Origin of the sequence: Thiomonas arsenitoxydans (genome assembly GCF_000253115.1) — a bacterium.
GTDB lineage: Bacteria > Pseudomonadota > Gammaproteobacteria > Burkholderiales > Burkholderiaceae_C > Thiomonas > Thiomonas arsenitoxydans.
The window spans coordinates 935,695-955,438 of the sequence record NC_014145.1; the positions used below are offsets into that span (position 1 = coordinate 935,695).

Annotated in this window: 15 protein-coding genes and 1 pseudogene; 11 read left to right on the plus strand and 5 right to left on the minus strand. The window is 62.7% G+C overall.

Going from position 1 to position 19,744, the window contains the following annotated elements:
• The first annotated feature begins 220 nt into the window (after positions 1-220).
• From THI_RS04240 to THI_RS04255, 4 genes are all read left to right on the plus strand, one after another.
• On the plus strand, positions 221-427 hold the full coding sequence (locus THI_RS04240) for a helix-turn-helix transcriptional regulator (protein WP_013104997.1): 207 nt from the start codon (positions 221-223) through the stop codon (positions 425-427).
• Positions 420-1,409, plus strand: a complete 990-nt coding sequence (locus THI_RS04245; RefSeq protein ID WP_013104998.1) for a helicase RepA family protein — start codon at positions 420-422, stop codon at positions 1,407-1,409. The genes THI_RS04240 and THI_RS04245 overlap by 8 nt, the downstream gene beginning before the upstream one ends.
• Positions 1,406-2,509 carry a replication protein C, IncQ-type gene (repC, locus tag THI_RS04250; protein WP_013104999.1) on the plus strand — a complete coding sequence of 368 codons (1,104 nt, stop codon included), beginning with the start codon at positions 1,406-1,408 and terminating at the stop codon, positions 2,507-2,509. Before THI_RS04245 ends, repC begins: the two co-directional genes overlap by 4 nt.
• Positions 2,510-2,807: 298 nt before the next feature.
• The gene (locus THI_RS04255) at positions 2,808-3,413 is read left to right on the plus strand and encodes a hypothetical protein (protein ID WP_013105000.1); all 606 of its coding nucleotides are present in this window, start codon (positions 2,808-2,810) and stop codon (positions 3,411-3,413) included.
• A gap of 113 nt (positions 3,414-3,526) precedes the next feature.
• On the opposite strand, the gene THI_RS04260 is transcribed toward THI_RS04255, so the two are convergent.
• From THI_RS04260 to imuA, 3 genes are read right to left on the minus strand one after another with little or no spacing between them, the layout of a single operon-like run.
• Positions 3,527-6,640 (minus strand): error-prone DNA polymerase, encoded by a 3,114-nt coding sequence (locus THI_RS04260; RefSeq protein WP_013105001.1) that lies wholly within the window; start codon positions 6,638-6,640, stop codon positions 3,527-3,529.
• Between the two features lie 7 nt (positions 6,641-6,647).
• Positions 6,648-7,988, minus strand: coding sequence for a Y-family DNA polymerase (locus THI_RS04265; protein ID WP_041608899.1), 1,341 nt, complete (start codon positions 7,986-7,988; stop codon positions 6,648-6,650).
• Positions 7,945-8,712, minus strand: coding sequence for a translesion DNA synthesis-associated protein ImuA (imuA, locus tag THI_RS04270; protein WP_013105003.1), 768 nt, complete (start codon positions 8,710-8,712; stop codon positions 7,945-7,947). Before imuA ends, THI_RS04265 begins: the two co-directional genes overlap by 44 nt.
• Positions 8,713-8,896: 184 nt before the next feature.
• Between imuA and THI_RS04275 the strand changes: the two genes are divergently transcribed.
• The gene (locus THI_RS04275; RefSeq protein WP_013105004.1) at positions 8,897-9,586 is read left to right on the plus strand and encodes an SOS response-associated peptidase; all 690 of its coding nucleotides are present in this window, start codon (positions 8,897-8,899) and stop codon (positions 9,584-9,586) included.
• A gap of 82 nt (positions 9,587-9,668) precedes the next feature.
• On the opposite strand, the gene THI_RS18745 is transcribed toward THI_RS04275, so the two are convergent.
• Positions 9,669-10,268 carry a hypothetical protein gene (locus tag THI_RS18745; RefSeq protein WP_013105005.1) on the minus strand — a complete coding sequence of 200 codons (600 nt, stop codon included), beginning with the start codon at positions 10,266-10,268 and terminating at the stop codon, positions 9,669-9,671.
• Positions 10,269-10,746: 478 nt separating this feature from the next.
• On the opposite strand from THI_RS18745, the pseudogene THI_RS19250 reads away from it, so the two are divergent.
• A pseudogene (locus THI_RS19250) lies at positions 10,747-10,848 on the plus strand (peroxiredoxin); the annotation flags it as partial.
• Positions 10,849-10,871: 23 nt separating this feature from the next.
• Here the strand turns inward: THI_RS19250 and THI_RS04280 are convergent.
• Positions 10,872-11,762 carry an NAD(P)-dependent oxidoreductase gene (locus THI_RS04280; protein WP_013105007.1) on the minus strand — a complete coding sequence of 297 codons (891 nt, stop codon included), beginning with the start codon at positions 11,760-11,762 and terminating at the stop codon, positions 10,872-10,874.
• A 155-nt stretch (positions 11,763-11,917) separates the two neighbouring features.
• Here THI_RS04280 and THI_RS04285 point away from each other — a divergent pair, with 155 nt between their 5' ends.
• The 5 genes from THI_RS04285 (at position 11,918) to THI_RS04300 (ending at position 19,428) form a co-directional block, all read left to right on the plus strand.
• Complete coding sequence (locus THI_RS04285) at positions 11,918-12,547, plus strand: FMN-binding negative transcriptional regulator (protein WP_013105008.1); 630 nt, start codon at positions 11,918-11,920, stop codon at positions 12,545-12,547.
• A gap of 393 nt (positions 12,548-12,940) precedes the next feature.
• Positions 12,941-14,506 (plus strand): class I SAM-dependent DNA methyltransferase, encoded by a 1,566-nt coding sequence (locus THI_RS04290; protein WP_013105009.1) that lies wholly within the window; start codon positions 12,941-12,943, stop codon positions 14,504-14,506.
• Positions 14,496-15,719, plus strand: coding sequence for a restriction endonuclease subunit S (locus THI_RS04295; protein ID WP_013105010.1), 1,224 nt, complete (start codon positions 14,496-14,498; stop codon positions 15,717-15,719). Before THI_RS04290 ends, THI_RS04295 begins: the two co-directional genes overlap by 11 nt.
• Complete coding sequence (locus THI_RS18750; RefSeq protein ID WP_013105011.1) at positions 15,716-16,330, plus strand: hypothetical protein; 615 nt, start codon at positions 15,716-15,718, stop codon at positions 16,328-16,330. The genes THI_RS04295 and THI_RS18750 overlap by 4 nt, the downstream gene beginning before the upstream one ends.
• Positions 16,327-19,428 carry a type I restriction endonuclease subunit R gene (locus tag THI_RS04300; protein ID WP_013105012.1) on the plus strand — a complete coding sequence of 1,034 codons (3,102 nt, stop codon included), beginning with the start codon at positions 16,327-16,329 and terminating at the stop codon, positions 19,426-19,428. The genes THI_RS18750 and THI_RS04300 overlap by 4 nt, the downstream gene beginning before the upstream one ends.
• The last annotated feature ends 316 nt before the right edge of the window (positions 19,429-19,744 follow it).

Consider the following 19,744-nt stretch of genomic DNA (forward strand, 5'->3'; position numbering starts at 1 on the left):
GGCGCATCCATCCCGCCGCAACGGGAGAGGCAGTACAGGCTCAAGTTAATTGGATATGCGCAGGAGCTCCTCGGCAATGGCTAGCCGACCCCGGAGGCGTTTTATTTAAGGAAAGAGGTGGCTAGACGTGTCAGCTGGAGCCAAAACGAGGCTTCAGCCGGCACGAAGGTCGCGGTCGGTCGACAGGCGTGTCCCCTGAAGACCGGCCCGCGAGAAAAAAATGAATCATTCGGAAAAACTGCTCACCCTGGAGGACCTGGCGGAAATGCTAGGCCGCAGTGCGCAGACCATCAAAAAAGACCTGCGCCGCAACCCGGATGCAGTGCCGCCGCGCCTCCAACTGCCCGGCACCCGGCTGCTGCGCTGGAGAGCAACAGATGTCCAAGCCTGGCTAGGCCAATTCGTCCGCGGAGCTCATCATGACTGAGCGCTCCAAGACAGCGTCACGCGTGCCTGCATTCTCCGCACCGCTGGACATCCGCACCCTGCTCACCAGCGCACCGCCTCCGCTGGACCATGTCCTGCCGGGACTGCTCAGCGGCACGGTGGGCATGTTGGCCGGGCCTGGAGGCGTCGGCAAAACCATGCTCGAGCTCCAGCTTGCCGTAGCGCTGGCCACCGGGACGTCGGCCTGCGCCGGTTTGTTCTCCGGGCTGATGCCAGCGGCCGCGCCCGCCCGTGTGGTGCTGGTCACCGCTGAGGAATCCGCGGTGGTACTGCAGCACCGGCTGCATGCGATTGCCTGCGCGCTGTTTGAGCAGCGGGAACGCTTTGGTATCACCCGTGACTATGCAGAATTTGTCACGCAACTGGGGAGCAATCTGCACCTGTTCGCCGGTGCGTCACACCGTTACGCGCTGCTCGACCGCAACATGAAGCGCACCACAGTGTTGCAAGACCTGGCCAACGCCAGCGAGGGAGCACGCCTGGTGCTCATCGACCCGCTGCGGCAGTTTCATGAGGGCGACGAGAACGATTCCGCGGCGATGAATCTGGTGGTGCAGACCTTGCGTCGCCTGGCCGAGCGCACTGGTGCGGCGGTGGTGTTCGCCCATCACGCCACCAAGGCAGCCACGTTTGCCGGGCAGGGCGATGCCGCAGGGGCGGCGCGCGGTTCCTCCGCCCTGACCGATGGCGTGCGCTGGCAGCTCAATCTCAGCCGCATGAGCCGGGAACAGGCGCAACAGGCCAGCCTCGCGGAAGACGCTCGTGGGCAGTTCCTGCTGCTCGATGTCGCGAAATCGAACTACCTGCCGCCGCAACCGACGCAAACGCTGCAGCGCTTGGCAGGCGGGGTTCTGGCGCGAGTCGTGGCTGCCGATGGGCGCGACGGATTCCAGCTGAGTGCGGATAAGACGCGGCGAGCCCCAAGCCCGCGGCAACTCAAACTCCAGGGGAGTCGGCGATGAAGCAGACCAGCACGTCCCGCATCGTGCGGCTCGACCCGGCGACAGGGCTGAGCTGCTTGTTTCGACCCCTGCCCAAAAGCAAGGTGCGACCCACTCTGGATGTCGAGTACCGCCCGAAGCACGGCGGGTTGACCCTGCGTTTCAGCGCGCGAGAAGCGCTGGGCATGCCCGAGCAAACGCTGCTGCTGACCCTGCTCGAGCTCGCGCAGGAGCACTATGCCGTCGCAAGCCGCAGCGCCGTGGTCATCGACCGGTATACCCAGGGCATTGGGCAAGACCTGTGGCGCGCCCTGCATGAGAGTCAGATAGCGGCCGATGGCGAAACACTGTACATCCGCACTTCCTGGCGTGAGCTTGCCGGACGCTGTGGCAGCCAGGGCGGACGCAGTCAGCAGCTGCGTGAGGCGCAGTTGCGCCGACTTTGCGAGGTGGTGGTCTGGGAAAAAGCCGACGACGCTCAGCGTTCTTTCCGGCAGTCCCGGCTGGTCAGCGTCGTTCACGGCAGCGACCTGCGCCTTCACCTCGCGGTGAACTGCCGTTTGGCCGGGGCCGTGATGGGCAGTCTCTACGCGCAGGTCTCGCTGACCGAACGCCAGATGCTGGCGACGGACACCGCCCAGGCGATGCATGCCTTTCTGTCGACCACCCTGCGGCCGGGGCGGTCGGTACCTATCGGCATCGACACCTTGATGCACCGCCTCTGGAGCGATGCCGCCGACGGCATCCCCGAGGGCACGCTGCGGGCGCGCAGAAAAGCGGTGCGTGACAGTCTGGAGGCCATAGGCGCTTTGCCGTCCTGGACCGTGGCTTGGCTGCGCCCCGGCATTGCGGAAATCCAGCGCAGCAAGGGCAGCGCCGAGGTCCGCGCGCGCCGAAGCCAATCGCCAGCGTCGGCGATTCCCGACAAGGGAGGGTCAACGGCACTCGTTCCGGCGACTGCCGAGCACTTCGACGCGACCCGGTTCCTGGTGGGCGTTGCCGATAGTCCACGCGCAGGGACTATGGACAACGAACCCATGGACTATCGGCAACGGGGGGATGAGCAAAATCCAAGTAAAAACAATGAGATGGCGACTTTGGAGGCTGCTGTACTAATCTAAACAAGGCGAACCCCGGGGCGATGACCGCCCGGGGTCGCTAACCCCTTCCGCTTGCAGCACGGACAGGGGTTGGGGCATTCCGTCCGGGGCTCGCGCCCCGGTAAACCCTCCATGGAAACCCCTGGCATGCAAAGCCCATGGCCTCGCTCATGGTCATGGCGCCTTCGTCCTGCCCAACGCGGCCACGCGGGGACAGAGCTGCCGAGCATGGCCCCTCAGGGCCAACTGCCGGTTGCTACACAGGATTGAGGTGTGATTTGTGCCTCATCCCAACCAGGACAACTCAAGAAAGGCCAAGATGTCGAAAGTCATTGAACTGAAAAAAAAGAGCGTCGCGAAAGAGCCCTCCTCTGAGGGCGCGCCCAGCGAATCTGAACAAAGCGTCGGGGTGTGGGCCGAGGAGGAGATTCCCAAGGGCGGCCCGTTGATGGCGATGCTGATGCAGTCTGCCCGGGAGCGTGCCCAGACCATGGCGGACCTCGCTGCAGAGCTGGATGTGACGTACGGCTACATCGTGCAGTTGCGCAACGGCACGCGCTCCAGCGCAAACATCAGCGACGCGTTCGCGACCAGGTGTGCGCGCTACCTGGGTCTCCCAAGGCTCACCGTGCTCATGCTTGCCGGACGCGTGACGAGCGCGGATTTCTTTGAAGAAAACGCGCTGAATTACCTGAGTCTCGCCCGGGCTTATGAGCACATCCGCAGCGACCCCTACTGGGGGCCCAGGGCGCCCGCGCTTTCGGAAGAAGAGGCGAGCCGCCACCCCGGGTTGCTCGCCTTGGCGGTTTGGCTCTATGAAGGGGTGACCGGAACCACTCTGCTGCCTGGGGTGTCCGACCCGCGGGAGTTGGCGAGAGCCATCGACGCGTTTCGTGGCCCGCAGAAGAAGCAGAAAAAGTTGTGACCGCCAGCAGAGTTTTTGAAGCGTGATTTATTTGACCGAGGCTCTGCCTCGGTTTTCTTTGGGCCAATTGGCCCTTTACTTCAATCTCGCTCGGTACCGTGCCGAATCAGGCCTCACCGAAACTCCCGCCCCCGCGTCGCCAACCCTCCCAGCAAGGGCGTCAAGTCCTCCAGGTACCCGGCGATGAGGCTGGCCGTGTCGCCCTCCCGCTGCCAAGTCCCGGCGACAGCCAACAGCCTGGACCGCAGCAACACCGTGCGCTGTCGCTGCCGCAGGCTCTTCCAGCAAATCACCTGCACCGTCCCGGTCTCATCCTCCAGCGACACGAAGGTGGTGCCCTTGGCCGTTTCCGGTTGCTGTCGCAAGGTCACGATGCCGCAGGCGCGCACGATGCGGCCGTCTGGCGCCTGGGCGAGTTCCGCCGCCGTCTGCAGCCGTCGCTTGGCCAGCAGCGGTCGCAGTAACGCCAGCGGATGCCGCCGCAAGCTCAGGCCGGTCGTGGCGTAGTCAAACACAATGTCCTCGCCTTCCGGCGGCGCGGGAAGCTCCAGCCAATCCTCTTGGGGCGCCGCGTCATCCAGCAACGCCGGCAGGCGCTCCACCGCCGTGGCCTCCCACACCTGCTGCCGCCGATGCCCGGACAGCGACCGCAAGGCGTCCGCCGCGGCCAGCTGCCGCATCGCCGGGGTGTCCAGTTGCGCCCGCTTGGCCAGGTCCTCGGCATCGACCGGCGGGCTATGCAGGCGCGCGTTGGCAATACGCCAGCCGACTTCCCTCCCCAGCCCCTTGACCAAGCGCAAGCCGAGTCGCACGGTGGGGTAGGGCACCCCCTCCTCCAGCGTGCAGTCCCAGTCGCTGTGCAGCACATCGACCGGCCGCACCGTCACCCCATGGCGCTTGGCATCCTGTACCAATTGCGAGGGGGTGTAAAAACCCATCGGCTGACTGTTGAGCAGCGCCATCAGGAACTCCGCTGGATGATGCCGCTTTATCCAGGCACTGGCATAGACCAGCAAGGCAAAGGACGCCGCATGGCTCTCCGGGAAGCCATACTCCGAGAACCCCTGCACCTGCTCATAGATGCTTTGGGCGAAGTCAGGGGGGTAGCCCCGCTCGGCCATGCCCGAGATGAGCCGGTCGCGGTACTTCTCCAATGACCCGGTGCGGCGCCACGCCGCCATCGCCCGCCGCAGGCCGTCAGCCTCTCCGGCCGAGAAGCCCGCGGCCACCATGGCAATCTGCATCACCTGCTCCTGGAACACCGGCACACCCAGGGTGCGCTGCAAGACGCTCTCCAGGTCTTTGCTCGGATAGACCACCGTCTCCTTGCCCTGACGCCGGTTGAGATAGGGGTGCACCATCCCGCCCTGAATCGGCCCCGGCCGCACGATGGCGGTCTCGATGACCAGGTCGTAGAAGCAGCGCGGCTGCAACCGGGGCAGCATGCCCTGCTGTGCGCGGGACTCCACCTGGAACACCCCCACCGAGTCCGCTTGGCACAGCATGTCGTAGGTCTGCGGGTCTTCACGCGGAATGTCCTGCATCGCGAACACCTGTCCCCGGCTCTGCCCAATGGCGTCCAGCGCCTTGCGGATGGCGGTGAGCATGCCCAGCGCCAGAATATCGACCTTGAGCAGCCCGGCGGCATCGAGGTCATCCTTGTCCCACTCGATGACCGTACGCTCGGGCATGGACGCATTCTCGATGGGCACCAGCCGCGACAGTGGCCCCTCGGTGAGCACAAAGCCGCCGGTGTGCTGTGACAGATGCCGAGGGAAACCCAGCAACTGCCGCACCAGCGCCATCCATTGCTGGACTCCCAACGCTTCCGGGTCCAGGCCCACCTCCTCCAGTCGCTCCCGGGCCACCTCGCGGCCGTCCCACCACTGCACGTTCCGCGCCAGGCGTTCGACCGTCTCCAGGTCAAAGCCCAGTGCCTTGCCGACGTCGCGCAAGGCGCTCTTGGGACGGTAACGGATGACCGCAGCGGTCAGTGCCGCCCGGTCACGGCCGTACTTGGCATAGAGATACTGAATCACCTCCTCGCGCCGCTCGTGCTCGAAGTCCACATCGATGTCCGGGGGCTCATTGCGTTCTTTGCTGATGAAGCGCTCGAACAGCACCTGCTGCTGTTCCGGGTCCACCTCAGTGATGCCCAGGGCGTAACAGACCGCGCTGTTCGCCGCCGAACCACGGCCCTGACAGAGGATGTGACGCGAGCGGGCGAAAGCGACGATGTCGTCCACCGTGAGGAAGTAATGCGCATAGCCCAGCTCGGCAATCAGGGCGAGCTCGTGTTCCAGCAAATCCTGCACCCTGGCGTGCAGGCCGTCGGGCCAGCGCCGCCCGGCCCCCTCATAGACCCGGCGACGCAGATAGCCGTCCGCCGTCTCCCCCGCAGGGATGACCTCCTTCGGGTACCGGTACCGCAGTTCATCGAGCGAGAAGCGACAGCGCGCCGCCACCCGCAAGGTCTCGGCTAGCAGCTCGGGCGGATAGCTCAGCGCCAGACGCAGTCGGCTGCGCAGATGGCGCTCGGCATTGGGTTGCAGCGCATGACCACACTCGGCAATGGGCAAACCCAGCCGAATGGCGGTGAGCGTGTCCTGCAAGGGCTTCCTCGAGCGGCGGTGCATGTGCACGTCGCCTGCGGCCACCAGCGGAATGGCCGTGGCCTCGGCCAGGTCCTGCAGCCGCTCCAGCCAGCGCTCATCATCCAGACGCCGGTGCAACTCCACCGCCAGCCATACCCGGCCCGTGAACCGGGCCAGCAGCCAGGCACCCAGCTCCAGCAGTTGCTCATCGGTAGCCTGCCGCGAAGGCACCGCTAGCACCACGCAATCGGCCAGCGCCTCACCGGTGATACTTTGCCTATCCAGCCGGTAGCTCCCTTTGGGCGAAGCCCGTCGCAGTCGGGTGATGAACTCACAGAGGTTGCCGTAACCGTTCAGATTGCAGGCCAGCACGACCAGGGTGAAGGGCGGTGTTCTTGTCTTCTCATCACCTTCCACCGCGAACTGCGCCCCGACCAGCAAGGGCAGGCCCGCCGCCTTGGCCGCCCCATGCGCCCGGACGATGCCGGCCAGGGAGCATTCGTCGGTGACAGCCAGCCCTGCATAGTGCAGCTCTTGGGCACGCTCGACCAGCTCCTCCGGATGGCTGGCCCCGGTGAGGAAGGAGAAGTTGGAGCGGCAATGCAGCTCGACATAGTCAGGCAGGGGGTCCATGCCGGCCTCACGCGAACACGCCGTGCAGAAACCAGGCGGCGTCCTCGCCGGCCACCCGGGTCTGGAACACCCAGAGTACGCCGGCATGCGCGCTGAGCGCCACCCAGTAGTCGCGCGCCACCTGGCGGCTTTCGGCGGTGCCGCCAGCCAGCTCCACCCGGTGCCACCAGCCGCCTTCGAGCCGGTGGGGGCCGAGCAAGAGCTGCAACTCCCCCTGGTAGAGCGGCCGGTTGCCCCGCACCGCCAGGCGCAAAGGCTCCGGAAGCAGAAAGGTGGGTTGGGGCAGCCCCTCGCTGCGCACTGTGGCGCTCACCGGCCGGGCGCTCACTGGCCGGGCGCGCACCGGTGCAGACGCCGGCACCCACTGCTGGGCCCATTCCGGGCGGGCATCCTCCCGCAGAACGGGCCGGACCACCCGCTGGGCGCCCAGGCGGGCGGCAAGGCGTTCCAGCACCCGGTTCAGCGCGTCGCGGTCTTCCGCGGCATCGGGTAGCAGCGACGCCGTGGGCGGACGGTAATCGCAGACACTGTCCACTTCCAGTATCAGGGTCTCCACCGGCGCCGCCAGTTGCACCCGTGCCAGCTGCTCGGCCAGCAGCCGCGAGAGATGCGCCATGTCGCGCATCGGCTGGGCGGTGCGGATGACCAGCGCGTCGCCTTCCTCCCCCGGTTGGGGCCGCAGGCCGTCATGCTGCCAGCGCAGGGTGAAGGCGGTGACCCCGGCGTTACGCGCCACCAGCCAGCCCTGCAACTGCAGCAGCAGGCGCTTGGCGGCATAGACCAGCGCCATGGCGTTCTCCACCCGGGCCATCAGGTCCAGCCGGGCACAAAAGGTCTGCGGCAGGGTGACCCAGGAGAAGACGGGACTGCGCAGCCCATAGGCTTGGTCCAGCGCTTCGACCATGGCGGGACCGAAGCGCCGGGTCAATCCGCCGCGGGGCAGGGCGCGCAGCTCACCCAGGGTGCGGCAGCCCAGTTGAGCCAGGGTGTCGGCGTGCGGCGCCGTGACGGTCAGGACGGTGAGCGGCAAGGCGTTCAGACGCTCGGCCAGTGGGCTGGTATCAACTTCCTCCCTCTGGGCCCGTGCCAGCGCCAAAGCTCCTAGCGCCGTGGCAGCCCAGGCCACCGACACCACGCCCAGGGCCGGGCTGTCAACCCGCACTTGCGCGGCCAGTTCCCCCGCACCGCCGAACAGCCGCAGACTGGCCTGCACCTCCATCAGCACCGCCTCATCGAGCCGGGTGACCCGGGGCGTGAACTGCAGCGCCCAGAGGGCCAGACCATGCTGGGCGGCGGCCAAGGACTCAGTGCCGCAGGGGTTCGGCAGACACAGGGCGCACCACAGCATGGCGGGCTCCGGCGGGCAGGGCAATACAACGACTGGGCAGCCGGGTTCGCCGGCTCAGCACCGCCTCCAGCGAGGACGGCACCGACGGCAGGATGAGGGTCTGGTCGTGCAACGGGCCGCGACGTTTGAGCACCTGCACCCGCAGGGTCCAGTCCGGGCCGGCCTGGGCGAGCAGGCGCAAGCTGGCCGGGGACGATTCGCTGCGCGCGCCTTCAGGCCGCAAGGCAATGCACAGGGTGCGGCCGCCCTGCAGGCGGCTTTGCAGCCGCCGCAGTGGTTCCGCCCGGGCCTGCGGTAGCCAGGCGAGGACCGCACCGGCCGTGTCGGCCTGCACCAACTGCTCGGTGACCCACAGACGCTGTGCCGGGGTCTCGGTCTGCACCCAGATGAGCTGCCGGGCCTGCAAGCCCAGCGCCTGCAGCCCGGGCAGGAAAGGGGGCTTGGGCGGGCCGACGAGCACCACGTTGCCGCCATCCGCCGTCACCTGCCGCAGCGCCTGACCCAGCAGGCGCCATTCCAGCAGAGAAGGCTGTGGGCTGAGTACCTCGGTGAGACTGCCGCAGGGCCAGCCGCCGCCGGGCAACTCGGCGTCGAGCGCCGCCCAGCCGCTGGACACGACCGCCCCCGTCGGGACGGCGAGGTCATCGCCGCGCCACACCGAGGCGGCCACGGCGGGCGGCAGGTCGGCAAGCCTTGAGGAGGACACAAGGGCAGGAGAGGGCATGGCAGGCAGTCCGGGAAGGCGCTGGAGAGCGCGGGAAGGCAAGCCTACACAAAAACTGGATAAAAAAACAGTCTTTCAATTCTCAGGGGAATGCGCGACCCTGTGTCTGCTGTCGCCTGTCTTCTGTCCCCGTCCCCTGTTCTCTATCCCTTCTCACCGACCCCAACCCGCCAACGGAGCTCCCATGTGTGGCCGCTATGTCCTCAAAAGCTCCCCGCAGCGTTTGCGGGAGGTCTTCGGTATCGAAGGGCCGGATACGGCGCACAGCGAGGAATGGCGGCCACGCTACAACCTGGCGCCGATGCAAAAGGCGCCCATCGTTCGCCTGCTAGAGGGCCGGCGTCATCTGGATTTGCTGCAGTGGGGGCTTATTCCTTCCTGGGCGCAGGACCCGGCCCTGGGCAACCGGCTCATCAATGCGCGCAGTGAAACGGCGGCGGAGAAGCCTGCCTTCCGGGCGGCCTTCAGGAGCCGACGCTGCATTGTGCCGGCCGATGGGTTTTACGAGTGGCAGCAGCAGCCTTCGGGGAAGCAACCGTTCTACATCCATCGCCCGGACGGGCAACAGCTGGCCATGGCCGGGCTGTGGGAGCACTGGATGCCGCCCGGCGCCACCGAGCCCCTGCTGACCTTCACCATTCTGACCACCGAGGCGAACGACGTGATGCGGCCGTTGCATGACCGGATGCCGGTCGTGCTCCATGAGGAAGATGTTGCGCGATGGTTGGACCCGACAGCGAAGGCGGCTGACCTGCAGGCGCTGATGCGGCCGCTGGGCGACAGTGCGTTGGACGCCTATCCGGTTGGCAAGGCAGTCGGCAATGTGCGGAATGACGGTCCCGCGTTACTTGAATCAATCGATGGGACGCATTGAGGCGTAACCGCACCGCCATGAACGTGAACGAAATGGCGGGCGGGGATGCCAGTCAGCGTTTGAGAAAATTCATAACGTGGGTTTATTTATTGGATAGTAATTTGATGCCATAGTGGGTAAAACTGCTCTGGAGAGAATCCGTGCGTCCGAGGTCATGAAAGATTCGCTCAGCTGCGTCAACCAGTGCCAGACGCTGAAGTGGGGTTAAACGGCAAATTTTGTTGACAAGCGGCGCAAAAGGCGTTGACTCGTAATCATCTACTTCAATGCCATAATTTTCCAGAATCAGTGAGGGGAGCGCATCAATCTGTTGAATAGAAAGTGGCCCGCCAATTATACAATTCATCAGAGTCAACAGTTCACTTTCCGTGAATTTATCGCTCAGTTCACTATATGTGGAAGAAACAAGCCATTCGAGTCTTCCAATTCCAAAAAGCGCCACCTCGGCCTCTGTAAGAAATTTGTTTTTAGCGTGAGCGTCTACGTACGGCCGTGCCAAAGGACGATAACTTTCAATTACTGAAGAATATATGGAATCGTCGTTGGGAAGCCGACCTAAAATCATGTTATTTGTATGCTCCTCTGATTGAGTGGAAACTTTCAATTTTCGGGCATCTTTTATATCTGAAACGGTATTTTCCATGGTGGTATTCAATGAATTTGTTGCGTTGATGGTTGCCATCCAGCTGGAAGTGCTCCATTGCTGATGGGATTTCGCATCCGTTCGAACCGAGGAACTTGCGGTCTGATTTGCGGGCAGACGGCGTGCTCTTCTGGTTCAATTAAATTGCGAGGTGTTGAGGCAAACTGCTGATTTGTAAATCGTCTAGGTCATTGAGGCATCTCCTGCTGTTGGGGATGTCATGTCTAGAAATGCGGTTTACTTAAACATTGCAGTCTTAACCTTAAATTCGCGGCTTTACCTTAAAAGTGCGGGGTGCGGTGTCATACGAGACCGCGGCGACGAATCTATGGGTGTTGCGAGTAGCGACAGTGGTCTGTCTGTGGGCGCGGAAACGGCCAAAAGCGAAGCCTCTTGTCAGAGCTCGCGTGCTTTTTGTCCGCTTGGTGCGGGGAAAGCGGTGGCCGGGTCCGCCTAGATAGCAATCTCCTCCCACCTTTGCGCCATCGTGCGCATCGCTAATGCGGGTTCATTTGCTCCTCTGCGGAAAGGCCGTGACTTCACCGCAGTTCTGCGTCTGCTCGGCGTGCTGCAATTGCCCGCCAAGCATGGCGTGGCCACCCCGATTAACCGGCACCCGAGCAGCGCAGATGGGCGGCAGGTTCAGCGCAGCCCGCCCGCCTCGGCGCTGACCAGTTCAATGCCAGTCCAGTCAAGTGCCTGACGGCCTTTGGCCAAGCTGGCGAGCAGTCGCTCGTGCAACAAATCCGCCAGCGGCATGGGCAAAGTGACCTGTTCAGCCACGTCGCGCACCAGGCGCACGTCCTTCATGCCCAGCTCCAGCTTGAACCCAGCGGGCTCATACGCCCGTTTGGCCAGGATTTGAGAGTAGTTTTGATATATCGGGCAGGCAAAAATGGTTTGTCCCAAAAAGCTGGCCAGGGCGCTGCGGTCAATACCGCTTTTTTCGACCAAAGCCAGCGCTTCGGCCATCGCTTCGACGGCGGACAGAATCAGAAAATTGCCGCTGAGCTTGACCACATTGGCCGACCCCGGGTCCTCCCCGAAATCATGGATGCCTTGCCCGAGCGCGTCCAGCACCGGCTTGGCCCGCACCTTCGCTTGCGACGAACCCGATTGCACTATCCACAGCTTCTTGGCCGCCGCTGCTTCCGGACGCCCGAAGACCGGGGCGCTGAGGAACAGGCTGCCCCGCTGGGCATGCTCGGCCGCCAGCTTGCGCGACGTCTCCGGCGAAACCGTGCTCATCGAGATGTGCAGGCCGCCCTGTCCCAGGGTATCTGCAACGCCATTCGGACCGAGGGTGACCGCTTCGAGGGCCGCATCATTGGCCACCATGGTGACGGCGATGCCCCCGGGGGAGACTGCTTGTGCTGCAGAGGCGGTAACCCTTGCGCCCGCTGCGGCCAAGGCCTCTGCACGTGCCGCATTGCGGTTGTAAACGGTCAACGGCATGCCGCTGGACAGCAGGTTCTGCGCCATTGGGGCCCCCATGCTGCCCAGGCCGATGAAAGCGATGGCGTCTGTGTGCATTGTGTTCTCCAGGAAGATTGAGAGGTAGAGTGCAGCCAGAGGAAACAGGCTGCGCCGCGTGCATCGAGAATTGTGCGGCGCAAGAAAAAAACCTGTAGCGCCGCCGCTGTGCTCGGTACCGCTGTGTGACCCGTGACCTCACTAGAGCCCTGCCCATGTACCTGCCCAAACACTTTGAACAATCCGACCCCGCTGAACTGCACGCCTTGATGCGCGGCCATCCGCTGGCGACCTTGGTCACCCTGGGCAGTGACGGACTGGACGCCAACCTCATCCCGCTGCTGCTCATTCAAGACGACGACAAAACCTTCCTGCGCGGCCATGTCGCCCGTGCCAATCCCTTATGGAAACAAACTCCAGACGGCAGCGATGTGCTCGCCGTCTTTCGCGGGCCTGACGCCTATGTGAGCCCAAGCTGGTATCCGAGCAAAGCCGAGACCGGAAGAGTCGTGCCGACTTGGGCTTATGTCTCGGTGATGGCGCGAGGAGTGCTTCGCATCAAGGATGATGTGGTCTGGGTACGCGCGCTCGTCGAATCCCTTACCACGCAGCACGAAGCCGCACGGGTTTCGCCTTGGGGCATGGCGGACGCGCCTGCCGATTACATCGACGCCATGCTCAAAGCCATTGTGGGCATCGACATCGAGGTCACCCAACTGCAAGGTAAGTGGAAGCTGTGCCAGGATGACGGTCAGCGGGATTGCGCTGGTGTGGCGGCTGGGCTTCGCGACCTCGGCACCCAGGACGCAGTCGACATGGCTGACCTGGTCGAGCGAGGCACGTAACCGCGTAACCCTGAACGCTGGGGCCGCAGTGGGCGTTACACGGTGACGCCGTTGCGGCAATTGCATAGGTTCAAGCAAAGGCCACCTGGGCTGGTGGACAGACGGCGATGCCAGCATCGGAACGTGATGACCGCTTGGCATGGCTATCGAGCCCGTCGCGAGGTCGATAGTCGGTAGGTGGCTCATAGCATTGCGTCGGTGCTCAGCATGACAACGGCAGCACTCGCCAGCAGACAATCCAAAAGCTGGGTCACATTGCCGTTCTCATATCTCAACTGTTACCCGTAAACTCAGCTTGGAATTAAATGACCTTGCACGCAAACGGAGCCAACTCTAGTGGTTCCGAGTGGAACGGGGCAAAACAAATAGAAGGACACGGTGTCAGTATCCGGCATGAACCAAGACCTAAAAAAAACCCTCTGGGCCACGGCAGACAAATTGCGTTCCAGCATGGACGCGGCCGAATACAAGCACATCGTTCTCGGCCTCATCTTCATCAAATACATCTCCGACGCATTCGATGAGCGCCGCGAGCAGCTCAAAGCCCAGTTCAACGACCCGGCTTCTGACCTCTACCTGCCCGATGCGGCAGACCAAGAGGCAGCGTTGGAGGAGCGCGATTACTACACGATGGCCAACGTCTTCTGGGTGCCCGAAGCCGCCCGGTGGGAGACACTGCGTGGTCAGGCCAAGTTCTGGGACATCGGCATCCGCATAGACCAGGCACTGGACGCCATCGAGGCCGATAACCCGCGCCTCAAGGGCATTCTGGACAAGCGCTTTGGTCGCGCCCAACTGGAACCCGGCAAGATGGGAGAGTTGGTGGACCTCGTTTCCACCATCGGCTTCGGCTCGGGCACCCATGCCAAAGATGTGCTGGGGGAGGTCTACGAGTATTTCCTTGGACAGTTCGCCAGCGCTGAAGGCAAGAAGGGCGGGCAGTTCTACACCCCAGCCTCTGTCGTCAAGGTCTTGGTCGAAGTACTCGCGCCGCACAAGGGCAAAGTCTACGACCCCTGCTGCGGTTCGGGCGGCATGTTCGTACAGAGTGAGAAATTCATCGAGAGCCACGGCGGACGCTTTGGCGACATCTCTATCTATGGTCAGGAGGCCAACCCCACGACCTGGCGCCTAGTCGCCATGAACTTGGCCATCCGGGGGATGGACTTCAACCTCGGCAAGGAACCCGCCGACACCTTCCACCGCGACCAGCACCCCGACCTCAAGGCCGACTATGTGTTGGCCAATCCCCCATTCAACATCTCCGATTGGGGCGGGGACCGGCTACTGGATGACAAGCGCTGGCTCTATGGCACGCCCAACCCGAGCAATGCGAACTACGCCTGGCTGCAGCACATCCTCTGGCACCTGAACGCCAGCGGGCAAGCCGGCGTGGTGCTGGCCAATGGCAGCATGTCGTCCAACCAAAATAATGAAGGCGTCATCCGCAAGGCCATGGTCGAAGCCGACGTCGTGGAGGTAATGGTGGCGCTGCCGCCACAGCTCTTTTTCAACACCCAGATTCCAGCCTGCCTGTGGTTTCTCACCAAGAGCAAAACCGCCCATGGCCGTGACCGCAGGGGAGAGGTGTTGTTCATCGATGCCCGCAAGCTGGGGCGCATGGAAGGCCGGGTGTTTCGAGTGTTCGACGATGAGGATGTGGCCAAGATTGCCGACACGGTGCATCGCTGGCGGCAGGATGGTCAGCTCGAGGGCCAGGAGCCCTATGCCGATGTGCCAGGCTTCTGCCGCGCGGTGAAACTGACCGAGATTGCCGAACACGGCCATGTCCTCACGCCGGGGCGTTATGTCGGTGCCGAGGCTGTGGACGATGACGATGAGGCGTTCAGCGAGAAGATGGAACGGCTGACGGCACAACTCTCTGAGCAGATGGCGAAAGGCGCGAAGCTGGATGCGGTGATTCGCGAGAAGCTGGGGGGGCTGGGGTATGCGGTCTGATTGGAGGCAATCCAATCTCGGCGAGTTTGTGCGTCTCCAGCGAGGGCATGACCTCACATCTTTAGAACAGCGACCGGGGAATGTGCCAGTCATGGGTTCAGCTGGCCCCAATGGCACCCACGACGTTGCGCGTGCAACTGGTCCTGGCGTTGTCATCGGTCGCAGCGGTGCATCGATAGGGCGCGTGCACTTCTCCTCAAGTGACTACTGGCCACACAACACGTGTTTGTATGTCACAGACTTCTGCGGAAACAACCCACGTTTTGCGTATTACCTGTTGAGTACGCTTGACCTCGCGAAGTACAACTCCGGCAGCGCGCAACCGTCCTTGAATCGGAACTTCATTTATTCAATGCCGGTGGAAATTCCAGGGCGCCGCGAGCAGGACGAAATCGTTGAAGTGCTGCAGACAATCGACGACCGCATCGACCTCCTGCGCCAAACCAACGCCACCCTTGAAGCCATCGCCCAGGCGCTGTTCAAGAGCTGGTTTGTCGACTTCGACCCGGTGCGCGCGAAGGCCGAGGGACGAGAGCCCGAAGGCATGGATGCAGAGACGGCGGCGTTGTTTCCGAGTGAGTTTGAGGAATCGGAGCTGGGGGCGATTCCGAAGGGGTGGCGGGTTGGCGCCTTGGATTCGTTTGCCACGTACCTAAATGGCCTCGCCCTGCAGAAGTACCCGCCAGAAAGTGCGGAGGAGTACCTGCCGGTCATCAAGATTGCACAGCTTCGCGCCGGGCACACGAACAGTGCCGATAAGGCCAGCGCGCAGCTGAAGCCCGAGTACATCGTTCGGGATGGCGATGTCCTCTTCTCATGGTCTGGTTCGCTTGAGGTGGAACTATGGTGTGGCGGAGTTGGCGCCTTGAACCAACATTTGTTTAAAGTGACGTCCTGCAAGGTGCCAAAGTGGTTCTACTACCTGGCAACCAAGCATTTCCTCCCCGGGTTTCGTGACATTGCAGCCCACAAGGCGACGACGATGGGGCATATCCAGCGGAGGCACTTGGCAGAGGCTCGCTTGGCCATGCCCGCACTGGCAGTCTTGGACGAACTATCGCCGTTAATGGGGCCATTACTGGACCGACGTGTGAATGGAGGGCTGCAGGCGCGGGAGTTGGTTGCCATCCGCGACTCCCTTCTGCCCCGTCTCATCTCCGGCAAGTTGCCGGTCAAGGAGGCAAGAGACCAAATCGATGAGGCTTTGCAATGAGCATCGACTGGACAGGTGTATCCGCAATCGCGACGGGCACAGCGGCTCTTGGAACATTCGTGGCGGCGGCGGTAACGGGTTGGATGGCATTGATGACCCGTAAATCAATACGTCAGACCCAAGAGCACCATCGAGATGTCTTTCGACCGTTGGTCGTCTGGATGCCTTACGACGGCATTGACCCTCAAGACCGCAAGGGTCTTATCGAATTCAAGGGAGCGGGCGACGGAAATGAAGCCCATGCGCTGTGGTTGCATGGAACGCTTCAGAACGTCGGCGTAGGGCCAGCACTGAATCTTCGCTTACAACTGGCAGTGATGAACCGTTACGATATTAGAGCAGCCTGTGAGCTCTCCCCAATGAAGGCCAGCGAGCTGAGACAAGGTCCGAAGAGTAGCCCCGGAGGGCAATGTCCCCTGAAGGTACCGGTGCAACTATCCCAGAGATTCAATGACACCGATTTTCAGATGGCCCCAAATGGTCCCTGGTCCATCCATCTGGAATATGAAGACGTCTTTGGACAACGCTTCCGCACTTGCCATGCGTCCAGCCGACATGCTCCCTGGACGATGACCGAAGTTTACAGGGACGAGCACTGGGTGCGGGCATGAGCATCCTCAACGAAGACCACCTCGAACAAGCCACACTCCAGTGGCTCTCTGCCCTTGGCTGGCAAACCGCCCACGGCCCCGACATCTCTCCACCTGACGCCAAGACCCACGGGACCGAACGCGACACTTACCGCCAAGTCTGCCTGTCGCATCGGATTGAGGCCGCCATTCAACGCCTCAATCCTGGCATCCCCTCCACGGCGCAAGTCGAGGCCCTCCGCCAAGTCCTGAGCCCGAACACTCCCGGCCTCATCGCCGCCAACCGCCAGTTCCACCGCTGGCTCGTCGAAGGTGTCCCAGTCGAATATCAGAAGGACGGAGAAACCCGTGGCGACCGTGTACGGCTCATCGACTTCAGCGACGTTGGGCGAAACGACTGGCTTGCAGTCAACCAGTTTTCCATCCAGGGTCCAAAACACACCCGCCGTCCCGACGTCATCCTGTTCATCAACGGCCTGCCCCTAGTCACGCTGGAGCTCAAGAACCCCGGCGACGAGAACGCCGACATCTGGGGCGCATTCAACCAGCTCCAAGCCTACAAAGAGGATATCCCTGACCTGTTTGTCTACAACGAGTTGCTGGTCATCACCGACGGCATTTCCGCTCGTCTGGGTTCGCTCACCGCGAACCGCGAGCGATTCATGGCCTGGCGCACGATTGATGGTCACGCCACCGACCCGCTTGGGCCCATGCGTGAGCTGGAAACCTTGGTCCACGGGGCCTTCGACCGTAAGACGCTGCTCGATTACCTGCAGCACTTCATCCTGTTCGAGGACGATGGCGGCCTGGTCAAGAAGGTTGCCGGCTACCACCAATTCCACGCCGTGCGCGCGGTGGTCGAGAGCGTGCTGAAAGCCAGCGCCCCCGGTGGCTCACGCAAGGGCGGGGTGGTCTGGCACACCCAGGGGGCGGGCAAAAGCATCGAGATGACCTGTCTGGGGGGCATGCTGATGCAGAACCCGCAGATGGGCAACCCAACCCTGCTGGTCGTCACCGACCGCAATGACCTGGACAACCAGTTGTTCGGCGTGTTCGCCGGCGCTACCGAGCTCCTCCATGAAACCCCGGTGCAGGCCGACACCCGCCCCCGCCTGCGAGAACTGCTGGGCAACCGCCCCAGCGGTGGCATCGTGTTCACCACCATCCAAAAGTTCGCACCAGGGGAGGACGAAGACACGTTCCCGGTGCTGTCTGAGCGCAGCAATATCGTCGTCGTTTGCGACGAAGCCCACCGCAGCCAGTACGGATTCAGCGCCGATATCAAAAAAGACGGCAAAGTCACCTATGGCTACGCGCAATATCTGCGCGATGCCTTGCCCCAGGCTACCTTTGTCGCCTTTACCGGCACGCCGGTCTCGCTCGAAGACCGCGACACCCGTGCGGTGTTCGGCGACTACGTCCACATCTATGACGTCGAGCAGGCGGTCAAGGATGGCGCCACTGTGCCCATTTACTATGAATCCCGCCTTGCCAAGCTGGAACTCAGCGAGGAGAGCTCCACGCTCCTGGACGGCGACATCGACGAGTTGACCGAGGACGAAGAGGACGATGCCAGCAAGGCGGCCAAGCTGCGCCGCTGGGCTGCGCTGGAAAAACTCGTTGGCGCACCGCCCCGGATTCAGAAGGTGGCCGCCGATATCGTGGAGCACTTCGAAAACCGCCTTGCCGCCCTGGACGGTAAGGCCATGGTGGTCGGCATGAGCCGCGAGATTTGCGTCCATCTCTACGATGCCCTCGTCGCCCTGCGGCCGGAATGGCACGACCCCGACCCTGACAAGGGCGCCATCAAAATCATCATGACGGGTTCGGCCTCGGATAAACCGATGCTCAAGCCGCACATCTACACCAAAGAGGTCAAGAAACGTCTGGAGCGGCGGTACAAAGACCCCGCCGACCCGTTCAAGTTGGTCATCGTGCGCGATATGTGGCTCACCGGCTTTGACGCGCCATGTATGCACACGATGTACATCGACAAGCCCATGCGCGGCCACAGCCTGATGCAGGCCATCGCCCGGGTGAACCGTGTGTTCAAGGACAAGCCCGGCGGCCTGGTGGTCGACTACATCGGCATTGCCAACGAACTCAAGGCCGCCCTGAAGGACTACACCTTGGCCCATGGCAAAGGCCGGCCGACCATCGACACGCACGAGGCCCTGCGCTTGCTGCTGGAGAAGATGGAGGTCCTTCACGGCATCCTGCACGGCTGCGACTATGCGGACTTCCGCGCCCAGGCTTGGCAGTTGCTGCCCAAGGTAGCCAACCATATCCTGGGCCAGGATGATGGCAAGAAGCGCTTTGCCGATGCCGTGCTCTCCGCAAGCAAAGCCTTTGCCTTGTGCTGCACGCTCGACGAAGCTCTGGAGCATCGCGACGAGCTTGCCTTCCTGCAGGCAGTCAAGGCGGCCCTGACCAAGCACACCACCCAGGACAAGAAACTCAGCGACGAGCAGAAGGAACACGCACTCCGGCAAATTCTCAGCAAGGCCGTGGTCAGCGCCGAGGTCGTCGACATCTTCCAGGCCGCAGGGCTGAACAAGCCAGACATCGGCATTCTGTCGGACGAGTTTCTGGACGATGTGCGGCACATGAAGGAGCGCAACCTGGCGGTCGAGCTGCTTGAGCGTCTGCTCAAGGATGACATCAAAACTCGCTTCAAGACCAATGTCGTCAAGGCGGCCAAGTACTCCGAGCTGTTGCAGGAAAGCCTCAAGCGCTACCAAAACCGCGCGATTGAAACCGCGCAGGTCATCGAAGAACTCATCGCCATGGCCAAGCAATTCCACGAGGAGGCCATTAAAGGCGCTGCGTTGGGGCTAAGCCCTGACGAGAGGGCGTTCTACGACGCTTTGGCTGCCAATGAGTCGGCGGTGCGGGAACTGGGCGACGAGACTCTGAAGAAGATTGCGGTCGAGTTGACGCTGAAACTGCGTAACTCGGTAACCGTGGACTGGTCGGTGAGAGATTCGGTGCGCGCCAGCCTGCGGGTGATGGTCAAGACGTTGTTACGGCGTTACAAGTATCCGCCGGATAAACAGGAAGAGGCGACTGAGACGGTGCTCCGGCAGGCAGAGATGCTGTCGGCGGAGTGGGTGGCATGAGACCGGACGGATGAAACCTTGCTAAGACAGGCTTAACTCGCGCGATTTTTAGGACTTCATGACCGGCATCATCATTGACCGCCAGGATAGGCTCAAGGCCAACACAGCTGCCTAAAGACGAGCAGGCGCGTTTGGCCACGGATGGGATGTTCGCAAGGCCGGCGGGTCGCCGCTTTCAGCCGCGCAAGGCGGCTCGACCACTGCTACTAGCCAGAGCGTCAGACGAGGCTGAATTCTGGGCAAAAAAAAGCGCGGTGTTTCCACCGCGCTTCGCTAACGTACTTGGCACCCAGACTGCCCCGTGAGACCTTATGCT

Coding starts and splice junctions, on each gene's coding strand:
- THI_RS04245 (WP_013104998.1), top strand. CDS start 420: ATGACTGAGCGCTCCAAGACAGCGTCACGCGTGCCTGCATTCTCCGCA.
- THI_RS04240 (WP_013104997.1), top strand. CDS start 221: ATGAATCATTCGGAAAAACTGCTCACCCTGGAGGACCTGGCGGAAATG.
- repC (WP_013104999.1), top strand. CDS start 1,406: ATGAAGCAGACCAGCACGTCCCGCATCGTGCGGCTCGACCCGGCGACA.
- THI_RS04255 (WP_013105000.1), top strand. CDS start 2,808: ATGTCGAAAGTCATTGAACTGAAAAAAAAGAGCGTCGCGAAAGAGCCC.
- THI_RS04300 (WP_013105012.1), top strand. CDS start 16,327: ATGAGCATCCTCAACGAAGACCACCTCGAACAAGCCACACTCCAGTGG.
- THI_RS04260 (WP_013105001.1), bottom strand. CDS start 6,640: ATGGACCCCCTGCCTGACTATGTCGAGCTGCATTGCCGCTCCAACTTC.
- THI_RS18750 (WP_013105011.1), top strand. CDS start 15,716: ATGAGCATCGACTGGACAGGTGTATCCGCAATCGCGACGGGCACAGCG.
- THI_RS04290 (WP_013105009.1), top strand. CDS start 12,941: ATGAACCAAGACCTAAAAAAAACCCTCTGGGCCACGGCAGACAAATTG.
- THI_RS18745 (WP_013105005.1), bottom strand. CDS start 10,268: ATGGCAACCATCAACGCAACAAATTCATTGAATACCACCATGGAAAAT.
- imuA (WP_013105003.1), bottom strand. CDS start 8,712: ATGCCCTCTCCTGCCCTTGTGTCCTCCTCAAGGCTTGCCGACCTGCCG.
- THI_RS04265 (WP_041608899.1), bottom strand. CDS start 7,988: ATGCTGTGGTGCGCCCTGTGTCTGCCGAACCCCTGCGGCACTGAGTCC.
- THI_RS04295 (WP_013105010.1), top strand. CDS start 14,496: ATGCGGTCTGATTGGAGGCAATCCAATCTCGGCGAGTTTGTGCGTCTC.
- THI_RS04275 (WP_013105004.1), top strand. CDS start 8,897: ATGTGTGGCCGCTATGTCCTCAAAAGCTCCCCGCAGCGTTTGCGGGAG.
- THI_RS04285 (WP_013105008.1), top strand. CDS start 11,918: ATGTACCTGCCCAAACACTTTGAACAATCCGACCCCGCTGAACTGCAC.
- THI_RS04280 (WP_013105007.1), bottom strand. CDS start 11,762: ATGCACACAGACGCCATCGCTTTCATCGGCCTGGGCAGCATGGGGGCC.